13 protein-coding genes are annotated in these 16127 nt (G+C 37.4%); 10 read left to right on the top strand and 3 right to left on the bottom strand.

Annotation, left to right across the window (positions count from 1 at the left end):
* The first annotated feature begins 35 nt into the window (after positions 1–35).
* From VZD24_RS06805 to VZD24_RS06770, 9 genes are all read left to right on the top strand, one after another.
* Entirely contained in the window at positions 36–2267 is a 2232-nt protein-coding gene (locus tag VZD24_RS06805) for a patatin-like phospholipase family protein (RefSeq protein ID WP_342686979.1), read from the top strand.
* A gap of 161 nt (positions 2268–2428) precedes the next feature.
* Positions 2429–3592: a homogentisate 1,2-dioxygenase gene (locus tag VZD24_RS06800; RefSeq protein ID WP_342686980.1), complete on the top strand. Its 1164-nt coding sequence runs from the start codon at positions 2429–2431 to the stop codon at positions 3590–3592.
* A gap of 104 nt (positions 3593–3696) precedes the next feature.
* Positions 3697–3873, top strand: a complete 177-nt coding sequence (locus VZD24_RS15240) for a DUF4160 domain-containing protein (protein ID WP_373693811.1) — start codon at positions 3697–3699, stop codon at positions 3871–3873.
* On the top strand, positions 3854–4081 hold the full coding sequence (locus tag VZD24_RS06795) for a DUF2442 domain-containing protein (RefSeq protein ID WP_342686981.1): 228 nt from the start codon (positions 3854–3856) through the stop codon (positions 4079–4081). The genes VZD24_RS15240 and VZD24_RS06795 overlap by 20 nt, the downstream gene beginning before the upstream one ends.
* 37 nt (positions 4082–4118) lie before the next feature.
* Positions 4119–5279 carry a 4-hydroxyphenylpyruvate dioxygenase gene (gene hppD, locus VZD24_RS06790; protein ID WP_342686982.1) on the top strand — a complete coding sequence of 387 codons (1161 nt, stop codon included), beginning with the start codon at positions 4119–4121 and terminating at the stop codon, positions 5277–5279.
* Positions 5280–5387: 108 nt separating this feature from the next.
* Complete coding sequence (locus tag VZD24_RS06785; protein ID WP_342686983.1) at positions 5388–6161, top strand: DUF3108 domain-containing protein; 774 nt, start codon at positions 5388–5390, stop codon at positions 6159–6161.
* Positions 6162–6190: 29 nt separating this feature from the next.
* Complete coding sequence (locus VZD24_RS06780; protein ID WP_342686984.1) at positions 6191–7414, top strand: M23 family metallopeptidase; 1224 nt, start codon at positions 6191–6193, stop codon at positions 7412–7414.
* Between the two features lie 188 nt (positions 7415–7602).
* Positions 7603–10236 carry a TonB-dependent receptor gene (locus VZD24_RS06775; RefSeq protein WP_279449417.1) on the top strand — a complete coding sequence of 878 codons (2634 nt, stop codon included), beginning with the start codon at positions 7603–7605 and terminating at the stop codon, positions 10234–10236.
* A 97-nt stretch (positions 10237–10333) separates the two neighbouring features.
* Positions 10334–10774, top strand: coding sequence for a hypothetical protein (locus VZD24_RS06770; RefSeq protein WP_279449416.1), 441 nt, complete (start codon positions 10334–10336; stop codon positions 10772–10774).
* Between the two features lie 98 nt (positions 10775–10872).
* Here VZD24_RS06770 and VZD24_RS06765 read toward each other — a convergent pair whose 3' ends face one another.
* The 3 genes from VZD24_RS06765 to VZD24_RS06755 form a co-directional block, all read right to left on the bottom strand.
* Positions 10873–11367 carry a hypothetical protein gene (locus VZD24_RS06765; protein WP_342686985.1) on the bottom strand — a complete coding sequence of 165 codons (495 nt, stop codon included), beginning with the start codon at positions 11365–11367 and terminating at the stop codon, positions 10873–10875.
* A gap of 2 nt (positions 11368–11369) precedes the next feature.
* Positions 11370–11963, bottom strand: coding sequence for a C39 family peptidase (locus VZD24_RS06760; RefSeq protein WP_342686986.1), 594 nt, complete (start codon positions 11961–11963; stop codon positions 11370–11372).
* Positions 11964–12164: 201 nt separating this feature from the next.
* Positions 12165–13223 (bottom strand): endonuclease/exonuclease/phosphatase family protein, encoded by a 1059-nt coding sequence (locus VZD24_RS06755; protein WP_342686987.1) that lies wholly within the window; start codon positions 13221–13223, stop codon positions 12165–12167.
* Between the two features lie 132 nt (positions 13224–13355).
* Here VZD24_RS06755 and VZD24_RS06750 point away from each other — a divergent pair, with 132 nt between their 5' ends.
* The gene (locus tag VZD24_RS06750) at positions 13356–16121 is read left to right on the top strand and encodes a carboxypeptidase-like regulatory domain-containing protein (protein ID WP_342686988.1); all 2766 of its coding nucleotides are present in this window, start codon (positions 13356–13358) and stop codon (positions 16119–16121) included.
* The last annotated feature ends 6 nt before the right edge of the window (positions 16122–16127 follow it).

The following is a 16127-nucleotide window of genomic DNA, read 5'->3' as shown; positions in this document are numbered from 1 at the left end:
ATAGTAATAAATAATAATAAATAATAACCCCATTAATGAAGCACCTGCCCCTTGTAGTATTATTAATAATTTCATCCTTCTCCTTTTCACAAGAAAAACAACAGGACTTAAAAGTGGGTCTCGTGTTGAGCGGTGGCGGGGCAAAAGGTTTGGCGCATATTGGTGCTTTAAAGGTAATTGAAGAATCGGGCGTGCGGATAGATTACATTGGCGGGACTAGTATGGGGGCTATTATAGGCGCGTTGTATGCGTCGGGATATTCGGCTAAACAGCTAGATAGTATTTTTAAAGAGACTAACTTCAGCACTTTAATACAGGACGATATTCCGCGAAGTTCAAAAACATTTTACGAAAAAAAAGAATCTGAAAAATACGCGTTAACGCTTCCGTTCGACAAGTTTAAAATTGGTTTCCCATCCGGACTATCAAAAGGGCAAAATGTGTATAATCTGCTTTCAAAATTAACGAGTCACGTTAGTAATATTTCAGATTTTAGCAAGCTGCCCATTCCTTTTTTCTGCGTTGCCACAAATGTTGAAACGGGGAAAGAAGTAATCTTAGATCGCGGCTATCTACCGCGTGCCGTTATTGCCAGCGGAGCGTTGCCATCACTTTTTAGTCCGGTGATTATTGACGACAAAGTGCTGATAGATGGCGGTGTGGTAAATAACTATCCGTTAAACGAGGTGCGCGCCAAGGGAATGGATATTATTATTGGTGTGGATGTGCAGGACAGCCTTAAAACCCGCGACAATTTAAAATCGGCTTTCGAGGTTTTGGTACAGATAAACAATTACCGAACTATCAACGATATGATAGAAAAACGAAAAAATACCGACGTTTATATTCACCCAAATATTAAGGATTTCTCGGTGGTTTCATTTAATGAAGGTAAAAAAATTGTGGAGGCTGGCGTAACCGCTGCGGAATCGTTTAGCGATCAGCTTGCTGAAATAGCTTCGCAACAAAGACCTTTTGAAAAGAAGGAAATTAAGTTTGAAGACTTAGATACCATTTATATAAAAGAGGTACGCATTGAAGGCATCGAAAAATACAGCCGAAGTTATGTGTTGGGTAAATTAAAGCTTCGCACCCCAGATAAGGTTAACTATAAAGACTTTAGTGACGGCATCAACAATCTTTCTGCTACCGGAAATTTTCAGGATATTAATTATCGATTTTTTGAAGATGATAACAATCAAAGCACACTGTTGTTGCAATTGCGGGAAAGCAGCTCGTCTATGATGCTTCGTTTTGCGGCGCATTATGACGATTTATTCCGCACAGCGGCTTTGGTAAACATTACCCGAAAACGGCTGTTAACAAATAACGATATTGCTTCATTAGATTTAATTGCCGGCGACAATCTGCGCTATAATTTTGAATACTACATAGACAAAGGTTTTTATTGGAGCGTGGGCTTTAATTCAAAATATCATTTTTTTGAAGCCGATGTGCCTATAGATTTTATTGATGCAGATTTAAACGCTGAACTATCGTTACCAATCAATAAAATTTCCATAAAATATAGCGATTTTACCAATCAGCTATATTTTGAAACGCTCTTTCGACGGACTTTTGTTTTTGGCATGGGAGGAGAGCATAAATACCTTAGATATCTTTCTGAAACCATAGGAACAGATGATCAGAATTTGCCACGGACAGTTTTTGAGAGCACCAATTATTACAGTGCCTACGGTTTCTTAGAGTACGATACTTATAACAATAGTTTTTTTCCAAAATCGGGGGCTTATTTCTCGGGCGATTTTCATTGGTATCTTTTCGCACACGGCCGCAATAAGGATTTTCAACCATTCTCGCTAGCAAAAGCAAAATTTGGATATGCACATACATTTTTTCCAAATTTTTCAGCCCATTTTACAAGTGAAGGCGGTTTTAAATTAGGCGGCCCCGAAACTACCACTCTCGATTTTGCTTTGGGGGGGTACGGTTTTAAAGAGATGAATAACATAATTCCGTTTATGGGTTACGAAGCTATTTCACTTCGTGGAAATACGTATCTTAAATCTACGCTGACTTTTGATTATGAAATTTTCAGAAAAAACCACATCAACATTTCGGCCAATATTGCCAACGTGGGCAACGATCTCTTTGAGAATGGCAAATGGATAGACGGGGTAGATTATTCCGGCTATTCATTGGGTTATGGTTTAGAAACAATTTTAGGGCCAATGGAGTTAAAATACTCATATTCGCCCGAAATGGATAAAAGTGAATGGTACGTAGCGCTGGGGTATCGGTTTTAGTAAAAGATTGAACGTTTAGCTCTAATATTTTTACGATATTTGTAGGGAAGAGTTATTGAGTGGTTTGGTAACTAAGTTATTAGGAAAAACTTAAGTCACAAATCTATATTTTGCGATAAATTAATGAACACAATAACTCAATAACCCATTAACTTAAAAAGATGCCTTTCTATCACAAACTGGGCAAAATACCGCCCAAACGCCATACGCAATTCCGTAAACCAGACGGAAGCCTTTATTCAGAACAACTTTTCGGAACCGTTGGTTTCGACGGTATGTACAGCAATATTTATCACGAATATCGCCCTACGCAAGTAAAGGAAATAGTAAAACAATACAAGGTTGCCCCGAAGATTGCACGCGCCAATAATATGGAATCGCTTCGGCTAAAAGGTTTTAATGTAAAGCCTGAAAAGGATTATCTCAGCAGCCGAAAAACGGTGCTTACCAATAGTGATTGTAGCATTATACTTGCTGCGCCGCAAGAATCGCAAAAGGATTATTTTTATAAAAATACCGATGCTGATGAATTGATTTTTATCCACAAAGGCAGCGGAAAATTGCGAACCTTTTTAGGCAACCTCGATTTTAAATACGGCGATTATTTGTTGGTCCCCCGCGGAATTATTTACAAAATAGATTTTGATACGGAAGACAACCGACTTTTTATCGTTGAATCGCGACGCCCAATTTACACCCCAAAACGTTACAGAAACTGGTTTGGGCAGCTTTTGGAACATTCACCTTTTTGCGAACGCGACATACGCAAACCACAGGAACTTGAACATCACGACGAAAAAGGGGAGTTTTTAGTAAAAGTGAAAAAGCAAGACGATATTTTTGAGATGGTTTACGCCACACATCCTTTTGATGTTGTAGGATACGATGGGTACAACTTTCCGTACGCTTTTTCAATCCACGATTTTGAACCCATTACCGGGCGTATTCATCAACCGCCTCCAGTGCACCAAACTTTTGAAACTGATGCCATGGTAGTATGCAGTTTTGTGCCTAGGCTATACGACTATCATCCAGATAGTATTCCGGCGCCGTACAACCACAGCAATATTGATAGCGATGAGGTGTTATATTATGTAGATGGCGATTTTATGAGCAGGAACGATATTGAAGCAGGACAGATAACGCTGCACCCTGCCGGTATCGTACACGGTCCACACCCGGGGGCTGCGGAAAGAAGCATTGGTAAAACAGAAACAGAAGAACTGGCCGTTATGGTAGATACTTTTAAACCATTACAGGTAACCGAAGATGGTTTGAAACTTTCCGATGGCACGTATTACCAGAGTTGGCTTGAAAAAGAGTAAAAAGTAAGCGGTTACAGTTGGCAGTTATGAACTAACACAAAAATCCATGCCTCCAATTTTTTTTCAAAAAGGGTTATCGTTTTTTCTTTTATAGTAACCAACATTTGCCGATACATATCCATATAGAGAAAGACAATAAAACAGCTAAATTTGAAATTTTTCCAACTTTCTTAATCAAATCGAGAAAATTCAATGCCTCCGAGATTAGGGAAATTCGTAGTTTAGTGGATGAAAATAGTGGCTTAATTAAAAATAAATGGAATGAGTATTTCAATAATTAAATCGACTAATGCGGTTAGTATAAGTTTCGAAGATTATAAAATGAAAATAGTTTTTGAAGGTGGCAGGGAATTGTTAATCCCTTTGGAATGGTTTCCAAAACTTAGAAATGCGACAGAAAGTGAATTAAATAACTGGCGGTTTATTGGAGATGGCGAGGGTGTTCACTGGAAGAACTGGATGAAGATATTCTTATTGAGAATCTTCTAAAATAATAATAGGAATAAGATTTTTATAAAATTAAATTATGAGCAAAGAAGTAAAATCGGTTGATTACGGACTGGAGAAAATTTTTGAAGGAGCAGAAGACTTTCTGCCATTATTGGGCACTGATTACGTAGAGTTTTACGTTGGCAATGCAAAACAATCTGCGCATTTTTATAAAACTGCGTTTGGCTTTCAGTCCTACGCCTATAAAGGTTTGGAAACTGGATCGCGCGATTCTGTAAGCTATGTGCTAAAACAAGATAAAATAAAACTTGTGCTTACCACTCCGTTAAACAGTAAATCGCCCATAAACGACCACATAGTTAAACACGGCGACGGCGTAAAAGTTATAGCCCTTTGGGTAGATGACGCTACAAGTGCTTTTGAAGAAACAACCAAACGCGGCGCAAAACCCTACATGGAACCCACCGTTGAAAAAGACGAGCACGGCGAAGTAGTGCGAAGCGGCATTTACACCTATGGCGAAACGGTGCATATGTTTGTAGAACGCAAAAACTACAAGGGTAAATTTTTACCAGGTTTCCGTGAATGGAAAAGCGATTACAACCCGACCCCAACGGGCCTAAAATATATAGACCACATGGTTGGTAATGTAGGTTGGGGCCAAATGAACAAATGGGTTAAGTGGTATGAAGATGTTATGGGTTTTGTAAATTTCCTTTCGTTTGACGATAAGCAAATCCATACAGAATATTCGGCGTTGATGAGTAAAGTGATGAGCAATGGCAATGGCCGCATCAAATTTCCTATAAACGAACCGGCTAAAGGAATTAAAAAATCGCAAATAGAAGAATATTTAGATTTTTATGAAGATTCGGGCGTACAGCATCTTGCCGTGGCAACAGATGATATTATAAAAACCGTTAGCCAATTAAAGGAACGCGGTATAGAATTTTTACCGCCACCGCCGCAAGCGTATTACGACGATATTCCCCGTAGATTGGGCGACCATATGAATATGATGAAGGAAGACATCAACGAGTTAAAAAAACTCTCTATAATGATTGATGCCGATGAAGATGGTTACTTGCTACAGATATTCACCAAACCTTTGGAAGACAGACCAACCTTATTTTTTGAAATAATACAGCGCATGGGAGCTAAAGGGTTTGGAGCAGGAAACTTTAAGGCACTTTTTGAATCTATAGAACGAGAACAAGCACAACGAGGCACACTGTAATAGTGTAACTTTATAAGAACCCCATCGTCTTATTGAAGGTGGGGTTTTATTTTTTTGGAATGGTAGTTGTAAATCTTAAATTCATTAAAAACCCCTAAGTCGTACTCTATGAAAAAGCTGTTCGCGGTTATACTTATTTTTAGCGCTTTTGTTTCCGTATCTGCACAGGAAAGAGCTTATGGCAATGGCGAGTATTTTAAATTCCGCGTTCACTATGGTTTTGTAACCGCGGGTTATGCTACCCTAAATGTAAAAAATGCTTCAATAAAAGGAAAAGATGTTTACCACGTACGCGGTTTTGGCGAAACGGTAGGTATTTCCAAATGGTTTTTTAAAGTAGAAGACGACTATCAATCTTACATCGACAAAGAAAAAGATATTCCGTACCGGTTTATTCGAAAAATAGACGAAGGTGGTTACACTAAAGATATTGAAATAGATTTTAACCACACCACAAAAAAAGCCACGGTAAACGATAAAAAAAACAATGAAACCTCAGTCTTGTCGTTTCCAAAGGACACACAAGATATGATTTCGGCTTTTTACTATTTGCGCAACCAATTAAACACCGAAAACATAAAAGCAGGCGACGTTATAGAAATGAATATGTTTTTTGACAAAGAAAATTACAAATTCCGACTGAAATTCCTTGGAAAAGAAATTTTAGACACTAATTTTGGGCGCGTGCGAACGCTTATATTTAGACCTTACGTACAATCTGGTCGCGTTTTTAAAGAAAAAGAAAGTCTAACGGTCTGGATTAGTGATGATAAAAACAAAATTCCACTACTGGTAAAAGCAGATTTGGCCGTAGGTTCCCTAAAAGCAACGTTAACCGAATTTAAAGGATTACAGCACTCCTTTAAAATAATTGCAGATTAAGAATAAATAATATTGAAAATTCCCCAACCTTGAAAAAATTAATTTTAGCCGTATTTGCACTAACCTTATTAACTACCGCTTGCGAAAAATCTAAAAATGAAATTGCCGATACCAATGTAGTCGAAGCAGAACCAACTATTGAACAATACGGCTATATTCTCAATGATTTTAATGTAATTCGCGATACCATTCGTAAAGGCGATACCTTTGGCGATATTCTTTTCGCAAATGGCGTATCGCAAGATAAAATTATGGAAGTTGCAACCAAATTTCGCGATAGCTTCGACGTTCGGAAAATAGGTATTGGCAAACCATACGTACTTTTAAATTCTAAAGACTCCCTAAATAAAACCCAGGTTTTTATTTACGAAACCAATAAAGTAGATTTTGCGGTGGTAGATTTTAGAGATGCATTATCTATTTATAACAGTCAAAAACCAGTACGTTATGAAGAAAGAGAAGCTTCGGGTGTAATAACGAGTTCACTTTCGGCAACCATGGAAGAGCAGAATTTAAGTCCGTATATGACGGATGAGTTAGCAAACATTTATGCTTGGACCATCAACTTCTTTAAACTACAACCAGGCGATCGCTTTAAGGTTGTGTACACCGAGAAATTTATTGATGATACTATTCCGGGTGGGCTGCAAGAAATAAAAGCTGCCTATTTTGAGCATCGGGGCAAGCCGCTATACGCATTTAAATTCGCTTCCGATTCAAAAGAAAAATTATCGGGTTATTATGATGAAAACGCCAATAATTTAAAGCGGGCGTTTTTAAAATCGCCTGTTAAATTCAGCAGAATATCTTCCCGTTTTAATCTAAAACGACGCATAAAATATTACGGGTTTAAACTACGGCCGCATCGAGGAACCGATTTTGCGGCTGCAATAGGAACACCAATTTTGGCCACTGCAGATGGCGTTGTAACAAAATCTGAAAGAAGAGGGGGTAATGGTAATTATGTAAAAATAAGACACAACGGAACCTACGAAACACAGTATCTACATATGAAAGCTCGGAATGTAAAGGTAGGCCAATACGTAAGCCAAGGCGATGTAATTGGTTGGATTGGAATGACCGGAAATACCAGCGGGCCGCACGTGTGTTATCGCTTTTGGAAGAATGGAAAAGAAGTAGATCCTTTTAAAGAAGATACACCCTTTTCGCAACCACTTCCTAAAGAATTGCACGAACAATATTTTGCAAATCTTCTTCCTATGAAAGAAAAATTAGATTGCATTGTGTTTTAATTTTTTCAGAAATCACCCATGTTGATAACCTTGTTATTAACTAACTATCCAATTTTCAGACAGTTTGGATTTAAATTTTATCTTTATTCAGAAAGAATATTCTTAATAATTTCTTAATGGCTTTTATTGGCTAGAAACTATTTAAGATTGTATTTTTGCCGAAATTTTTAAACCTAAAATTTAAATTCATGAAAAAACTATTACTTGTTGTTTTTTTACTTGGCGGTTTTGCCGCTTTTTCACAAACAACGGTTACTGGAACGGTAATCGATTCTGAATCTAACGATCCGTTGGCAGGTGCCAATGTGGTTGAGACTGGTACCGCAAACGGCGCCATTACTGATTTTGATGGAAATTTCACTTTAGAAACATCTGCTAAATCGGGTACACTTACTATATCTTACATAGGTTATACCGTTGAAACGGTTCCTTTTAAAACTGTGGGCGCAACTACCGCGCTTGGCAACGTAAAAATTACCGTCGATGCCGATGCACTCGAAGAAGTGGTAATTGTAGGTAGAGGACTTATAGATTTGGCGAAAGATCGCCAGACTCCTATTGCTGTGTCAACCATTACTAGAGCCGAAATTCAGGCAAAGGCTGTGGGTAACGTAGAATTTCCTGAAGCTGTAAAAAGCACACCCAGTGTGTATGTTGCAAACCAAGCTGGAGGTTTCGGAGATTCTGAAATGTTTTTGCGTGGTTTTGACCAAACAAATACAGCTTTCTTATTAAACGGACAGCCAATAAATGGAATGGAAGATGGTAAAATGTACTGGTCTAACTGGTCTGGTATGAGCGACGTTGCAAACGCTATTCAGATTCAGCGTGGTTTAGGTTCTTCTAAACTTGCTATTTCTTCGGTAGGTGGTACGGTGAACATTATATCGCGCGCAGCAGGTAGAAAAGAAGGTGGTTTTGCACGTTTTATGACGGGTAATGACAGCTACTTTAAAGGTACAATAAGTTACGATTCTGGATTAAAAGGGAAATGGGCATACTCATTTTTATTAGACCACTGGCAAGCACACAGAAAATATTCTGACGGTACTGCCGGCCAAGGACAAAACTATTTTATTGGGATTGGATTTGTACCTAACGACACACACTCATTCAACTTTTTGTTAACCGGTGCGCCACAATGGCACGATCAAAATTTTGATGATGATCTAGAAACATATGCCCTATACGGTAAGCGCTACAATAGCAATTCAGGATTTTACAATGGCGAGAGATATACTTTTAGAAGAAACTACTATCACAAGCCTATAGTAAACTTAAACTGGGATTGGAATATTAGCGAAAAGACCAACCTTTCTTCTGTACTTTACGCCTCTTGGGGTCGTGGAGGTGGAACTGGCCCATTGGGAAGTTCAAGAAATATTGTAAGAGATAGAAATGGCGAGATTGATTTTGATGCAATTGAAGAAAACAATATAGCAGGAGCCGAAAACGGTATTGGAAGCTATGGTATGGGTTCCGTTGTTAGAAGAATGTCTGTAAATAATCACAACTGGTATGGATTTCTTTCCAATCTTGAAAGTGCCGTAAGCGATAATTTCACCTTTAATGTTGGTATCGATACACGTTTTTACCAAGGAGACCACTATCGTCAATTAAACGATTTATTGGGTCTTCAAGGCTTTACTGACAACTTTGGATATGACGGAGTTCGAGGCGAAGATTATGTGCTAAGCGAAACATTTGAAGCAAACCCATGGGCGGCTTTATTTAATTCGGCAGATGAAGGACAACGCTATTCTTACGATTATTCAGAAAACATCAACTATATTGGTGGTTTCGGACAAGCAGAATTTAAAACAGATACTTTCTCTGCTTTCCTTCAAGGAGCTGTTTCTACACAAAGCTACCAAAGAGAAGGTCGTGCACCAGGTAATGAAATTGAAGGTGTGAATGGTCTTGGAAAATCTGATAAAGTGAATAAAATGGGTTATAACGCTAAAGGAGGAATGGGTTATACCTTTATGCCAGATAATACCATTTTTGTAAATGCTGGCTATTACTCAAGACAGCCATTCCTTGATAATATTTTTGAAGATGTGAGAAATTCAAACTATATGCTGGAAGGCGAGAATGAAATAGACAATGAGGAAATTATAGGATTAGAAGCAGGATACAGACTTCGTGCAGGTAGATTCAGCTTAGATTTAAATGCTTACTACACTAGTTGGGGTAACAGATTTTTAGGAGGTAGTTTTATTGAAGGAGATCCAACATCTTCAAACCCAATCGAGCAGGTTGATAGATACCAGCGCTTTACTGATATTACACAAGTACACAAAGGTTTTGAATTTGAAGGGAAATACAGATATTCTAATGCATTTATGTTCCGTGCATTTGGTAGTATCGGAAACTGGAAATATGATGGCGAAACACCTTTTGAAACAAGAGAAGACCAAACTAACAATCTCTTACAGGAAGGCACTGTAAACTTAACGGGAACAAAAGTGGGCAATGCGCCACAAACCTCGTTTGGTTTTGGCTTTAAATACGATATCGTAGGCGGACTGTCTGTAGATGCGGATTATAACATCTATTCAGATCTTTACGGTTTTGTAAATGCTAGAGACGTAGTTGAGGCATCACAAAACAATGTAGTTTACCAAGCAGAGCGCCTTAATCCTTACAGTGTATTAGATGCGGGGATTACTTATAAATTTGATTTTGGAGGTAATGACTTTACAGTTAGAGCAAACTGCTACAACGCAACGAACGAAATGTACTTAAGCCAGAAAAGCTCATTCGGTTACTATTACGGAAACGGAAGAACTTGGAATGCAAGCTTGCGTTACGATTTCTAAAATCACACGTAAATATTTAATAAAAATGCCTCATATCTTTGGGGCATTTTTTTTGTTTATATACCTTATATTTGAAGCATATTTAAAATTGTAAACTATGTACACCACTTTTCAATTTCTTCATTCGTATTGGGCTTATTTAGTGCTTCTAATTGTTTTGCTTGCAACATTCAATGCACTTGCAGGTTTGTTCTCAAAACGAGAATATGGAGCTAAAGATTTTAGAATTTCGCTTTTTGCGTTAATCGTTACACACATTCAAGTACTAATTGGCTTAATTCTTTATTTTATCTCGCCAATGGGATTGCAAAATATTACGACCAACGGAATGGGCGTGGTTATGAAAGATTCTGTTTTTAGACTGTATGCAGTAGAGCACCCATTAGTAATGCTGATAACGGTTGTTTTTATAACAATAGGGTATTCAAAACACAAAAAGAAATTGTTGTCGCATCGTAAGTTTAAAACCCTCGCAATATTTTATACAATTGCCTTAATTTTAATGCTTAGTAGAATTCCTTGGAGTCAATGGTTTTAAAAAATCTAGAGTCAATATTGTAGATATTGAGAAATCAGATATCTAACAGTTTATGTTAGAAACTGAATTAAAGTGACTTAAGCAATATTAAGATGCTCTTAATTGCCGCCTATTCCGCCTAACAAGGTTCTTCCCATTTGAGTATTGGGATCAATTTTGTTTATTTTATAACCTTCGGGCGAAGTACTTCTTCTTGCAATTTCATCATTAGTGTGCCTGTTATTATTTACTTGATTCAAAGTATTTTGAACATACGCATTATTGAACGTTTGAACATTATTTTGACAAGAATTGCCAACATAAATACCATTAGACCAGCAGCTATTAATATATCCATACTGTGTTACAAATACTGCTTCACCCGAGAGAAATCCACCGTGATAATTACCTTTAAGAATTGAACCATCATGATAATAATAATATAGCCCTTCCCCCTGCGCCACGCCATTCACTACGTTGCCTTGAAAATATCCGTTCGGGTAGGTCAATATAACTATTCCGTTATAACCAGCTAGTTGCGGTGAATAAATTTGTGCTTCAGTTTTCTGTAGAAAAAAGAATAAAAGACAGAATAATAAATATAAATTTTTCATACTTAAAAAGTTATATGGGTTAAACAATTAATACGTCCTATAAAATCAGACCAATCGAGTTCTAAACGTGAAGGATTACTCGGCCAAGGATCTCGTAATACTACTTTATATGGAATTTTTCTGTTATAATTGTCATATTGAAAGAATACAGCAGTTAAAACATAGGCGTGACCAATATTTTGATTAGGAATATTTAAACCTACAATTAGAGGGTATTTATATGCTAAATCATTAATAATACTATGAGCTGTAGGATTATGCTCCATATAGGCCTTTATTGGATAACCATTTACTCTCCAACCAGCAGCTGCGTTTTGAATTGTATAGCAGTCTGCAGGTCTATCTATACAACCTTGGCCAAAAGCGTTGTTGACTATTTCACATTGGCCAACCTCTAAACCTTGGTAATCTAATACCATTTGTATGCAAGCTGCCCAACACCAATTTTGACTTTCTTGTCTAGCAACATGATAATTGAACCTATCTGATTTAACCGCTGCGGCATAATTATTTGTATCTCCAATTTGAAAAATATTCCCTGATTGAGAACATACTATCATTGTGGAATGCAATAAGATAATTAGTAAATATTTCATAATCAAATATATAACATTTATAGAATGATCTAAATACCCAGTATTGGGTATATTTGTACTGTAGTTTTCATGCAATTCTATGGTGGTTCTCAGGTATAATTCCAGTTTTATCTAAGGCCGTTTTATTGAAAATTGATTTTTTTAGGATTAACTTTCTTCAAACTTTTATTTCAACTGAAATTAAATTTCTGCAATTACATTCTATTTATCCGCACTTTTCACCTTTATCAAATAAATATAAACGGGAAAATGGTCGCTATAGCCACCGGTGTAACCATTTACAAAACTTCGGAAAGGATAACCTCTATACTGTCCTCGGGGCGTTATTAGGTAATTTTTATTGAAGATACCGGCCTTGTAAAAACGATAGCTCGAAAAATCTCTTTTCGTCAATTCTGTCGAAATGATAATTTGATCAAATAAATTCCAACTGTCGCGATACGCTAAGGTGCCCAATCCTTTTTTGTGCATTTCCTCCATGGGGTTGTATAGCTCTTTAATATGCATATTGCTGCGGTCACGCTTGGCTTTGAGCACCTCTTTAACACTTGGGCTTGTTGGGTCGTCGTTTAAATCGCCCATCGTGATGATTTTTGCATACGGATCTTCGCTGAATAACGAATCTAATATTTTCATGTTTAGCTCGGCCGCTTTTATTCGTTTAGGCTTACTTCGCGCTTCTCCACCACGTCGCGAGGGCCAGTGGTTTACAATTATATGTATTTTTTCGCCATCCAGCATACCGCTTACCAATAGCTGGTCTCGAGTATAAATACGTTCGCTACTTTCCTGATCGTTATATATTACTAGTTCGTATGCTTTGTAATTGGTGGGAGTAAAAAGCCTTTTTTGATACAATAATGCCACATCTATTCCGCGACGATCGGGGCTATCAAAATGTACAATGCCGTAATCTTTTTTAACCAATGGCTTTTGGTTAAGCAAATCTTCAAGGACGCGGCGGTTTTCTATTTCGCTAACACCAATTAACGCAGGGGAGGTGCCAGTAATATCCTTCCCTATTTCTGAAATAACCTTTGCCATATTTCCCAATTTTGCGCGATATATTTCTTGGGTCCAATGATCTTTCCCTTCTGGGGTTCGGTCATCGTCAAAAGTTATGGGGTCGTCTTCAAAATCGAATAAATTTTCGAGATTGTAAAATGCTATGGTATTTATTTTATACGTTTTTTCAGTTTGGGAAAACGAAATAGAAATATAAAAGAAACAAAAAAATAAAGGCAAACTAAAATGTTTCATAATTGCTTAAAAAAGAAAATAATCAAAAAAGTTAACTAAAAAATTTGATAAAAAATTACTTTTTTGTTAATTTTATGCGCTTAATTTAAGTTACTTCCCGATAAAACTCCCCTTTAAAGTTTGTACTAAAAGATGAAATGTTTCATTTTTATAGGGGTTCTATTTATTTTGAGTGGCTTTTCTTCGTTTGCTCAAAACGCAGTGATTACAGGTAGCGTTGTAGATACAAATTCCAGCGAACCTTTACCGGATGTAAATATTGCTATATTAAATACAGCTTATGCAACAACTACTAATGCCGAAGGAATATTTTCATTTTCGCAGCCAGACCTCCCTAAAGGCGAACAGATTCTTGTAGTAACAAAAGCTGGATACACAACCTTGCGAATTCCTATAAAAATTCAAGAAAACACACCCGTAGTTTTAAATTCAATTTTATTGGCGTTAGACCTATCTGCAATTGAAGCACAAATTGGTATAATTAGTCTATCGGACGCCGAATTGGATGAAGATGAGGGTACATCCTACAATATTTCTGGCTTGTTACAGGCTACCAAAGACGTTTTTTTAAACGCTGCGGCTTACGATTTTAGTACAACATTCTTTCGGCCACGAGGCTACGATTCCAGCGATGGCAAAGTGCTAATTAACGGATTGGAAATGAACAAAATATACAACGGAAGACCACAATGGTCCAATTGGGGAGGATTAAATGATGCGCAACGCAACCAAATGTTCTCAATGGGTATTTCGGCAAATGAATATACGTTCGGCGATCTCGCAGGTACAACAAATATAATTATGCGAGCTTCCCAATATCGAAAAGGAGGGCGCATTTCGTATGCCACCAGCAACAGAAGTTATCGGGGTAGGGTTATGGGCTCTTATAACAGCGGATTGCTTCCAAGTGGTTGGGCTTACTCCATATTGTTGGCAAGACGTTTTGCAAATGAAGGGTTTAATGAAGGAACCTTGTACGATGCCAATTCAATATTTGTTTCATTAGAGAGAAGATTCAACGAGACGAACAGCTTAAACCTAACAGCCTTTTATACCCCAAATAGAAGGGGTAAATCTTCACCAAACACCCAAGAAGTTTATGACCTTAAAGACACTCAATACAATGCTTACTGGGGATTACAGGAGGGTGAAATTCGCAATTCACGGATAAAAGAAGTGATAGAACCTATTATTATGCTTAATCATTTTTGGGATATTTCAGAAAAAACTAGGCTCAATACTAATATCGGGTATCAATTTGGAAAGATTGGAAACAGCCGCTTGGGTTACGACAACGCTCCCAATCCAGATCCGAGCTACTATCAAAAAATGCCGAGTTATTTTTTGGCAGATCCAACTGGGCCAAATTATGAAGGAGCGTACCAGGCATATTCAAAATTTGTAGAAGATGGGCAATTAGATTGGAGGAACATTTACGAAACCAATATTTTTTACGGCGGCACAGCGCGATATTATTTATACGAAGATAGAAACGATGATACCCAGCTTTCTGCAAATACAATATTAAACTCGAAATTAAATGATAAGCTCACACTAACGGCAGCTATAAATTTTCGGAATTTAAACTCCCAAAACTTCGCCAATATGCTCGATCTGCTCGGTGGAAACGGATATTTGGATGTAGATACCTTTAACACGGGCGATGCTTCGCAAAACGATTTAAACAATCCCAATCGCGTTATAGGTGAAGGCGATAAAATGAAATATAATTTTGAATTTGATGCCACAGATTACGATGCGTTTTTACAAGGGCAGTTTAACTATTCTAAAATAAACTTTTACGTAGCCGGAAAATTTGGTATTACGGGTTATCAAAGAAACGGTCTTTATCGCAATGGAAGTTTTCCAGAAAATTCTTTTGGGAAAAGTGAGAAATTGAATTTTACAACTTATGGTGTAAAGGCGGGGGCCACCTATAATATTTCGGGAAGACATATTTTAAAGACGAACGGTGCGTATTTTACCAATGCGCCAACCCTTCGCAATTCTTTTTCAAACGCTCGCCAGAACAATGCTACTGTGGTAGGACTATCTGAAGAATTAAATATACATATTGATGGCAGCTATATTTTCCGTTCGCCCATTGTAAAGGCGCGTTTAACGGGATATTATAGCTTAAAGCAGGATGCTTCCGAAATATCGTTTTATTATGCAGATGGCATTTCGGTACTGGGAAGAAGTGCTTCCACTGCTTTTGTACAAGAAGTATTAACAGATATAGATAAAAAAAATATCGGGGGCGAATTCGGTATTGAAGCACAACTAATTCCAACTTTTAAAATTAAAGGTGCCGCGGCCTACGGACAGTATATATATAACAACAATCCGAACCTTTATTTAACCTCCGATGATTTTACAGATGTACCCAATGGTGCTGTAAACTATGGAGAATCAACTTTAAAAAATTACAAAATTGCGGGCGGACCGCAGCAAGCCTATCAAATTGGTTTTGAATATCGCGATCCAGATTTTTGGTTCCTTGGCGCAACCACAAATTATTTCTCCAATGCATATATTGATGTATCGCCACTTACCAGAACAGCGAATTTTTATCTAGATACCGACGGAATTCCTTTCAACGATTACAACCCAGAAATTGCAAGAGAACTTTTAAGGCAAGAAAAGTTTGACGAATATATTTTGGTAAATGTAATAGGCGGAAAATCGTGGAAGATTAAGGGCTATTATCTCGGCTTCTTTGCCAGTATTAGCAACATTTTAGACCAAAAATATAAAACCGGGGGTTTTGAACAAGGAAGAAGTGCAAACTACCGAACACTTTTAGAAGATACCGCAAATGCTACACGTGTATTCGGTCCCAAATACTGGTATGGCTACGGAACTACGTATTATATAAACTTCTATGTTCGATTTTAATTTAAG

The organism is Aequorivita flava, assembly GCF_038742595.1.
In the GTDB taxonomy this organism is placed as follows: domain Bacteria; phylum Bacteroidota; class Bacteroidia; order Flavobacteriales; family Flavobacteriaceae; genus Aequorivita; species Aequorivita marisscotiae.
This window is presented reverse-complemented; position numbering and strand designations above follow the sequence as displayed.

Excerpts from the sequence above, each read along its gene's own strand:
- VZD24_RS06805 (WP_342686979.1), top strand. The coding sequence starts at position 36 with ATGAAGCACCTGCCCCTTGTAGTATTATTAATAATTTCATCCTTCTCC.
- VZD24_RS06800 (WP_342686980.1), top strand. The coding sequence starts at position 2,429 with ATGCCTTTCTATCACAAACTGGGCAAAATACCGCCCAAACGCCATACG.
- VZD24_RS06795 (WP_342686981.1), top strand. The coding sequence starts at position 3,854 with ATGAGTATTTCAATAATTAAATCGACTAATGCGGTTAGTATAAGTTTC.
- hppD (WP_342686982.1), top strand. The coding sequence starts at position 4,119 with ATGAGCAAAGAAGTAAAATCGGTTGATTACGGACTGGAGAAAATTTTT.
- VZD24_RS06785 (WP_342686983.1), top strand. The coding sequence starts at position 5,388 with ATGAAAAAGCTGTTCGCGGTTATACTTATTTTTAGCGCTTTTGTTTCC.
- VZD24_RS06775 (WP_279449417.1), top strand. The coding sequence starts at position 7,603 with ATGAAAAAACTATTACTTGTTGTTTTTTTACTTGGCGGTTTTGCCGCT.
- VZD24_RS06770 (WP_279449416.1), top strand. The coding sequence starts at position 10,334 with ATGTACACCACTTTTCAATTTCTTCATTCGTATTGGGCTTATTTAGTG.
- VZD24_RS06765 (WP_342686985.1), bottom strand. The coding sequence starts at position 11,367 with ATGAAAAATTTATATTTATTATTCTGTCTTTTATTCTTTTTTCTACAG.
- VZD24_RS06760 (WP_342686986.1), bottom strand. The coding sequence starts at position 11,963 with ATGAAATATTTACTAATTATCTTATTGCATTCCACAATGATAGTATGT.
- VZD24_RS06755 (WP_342686987.1), bottom strand. The coding sequence starts at position 13,223 with ATGAAACATTTTAGTTTGCCTTTATTTTTTTGTTTCTTTTATATTTCT.
- VZD24_RS06750 (WP_342686988.1), top strand. The coding sequence starts at position 13,356 with ATGAAATGTTTCATTTTTATAGGGGTTCTATTTATTTTGAGTGGCTTT.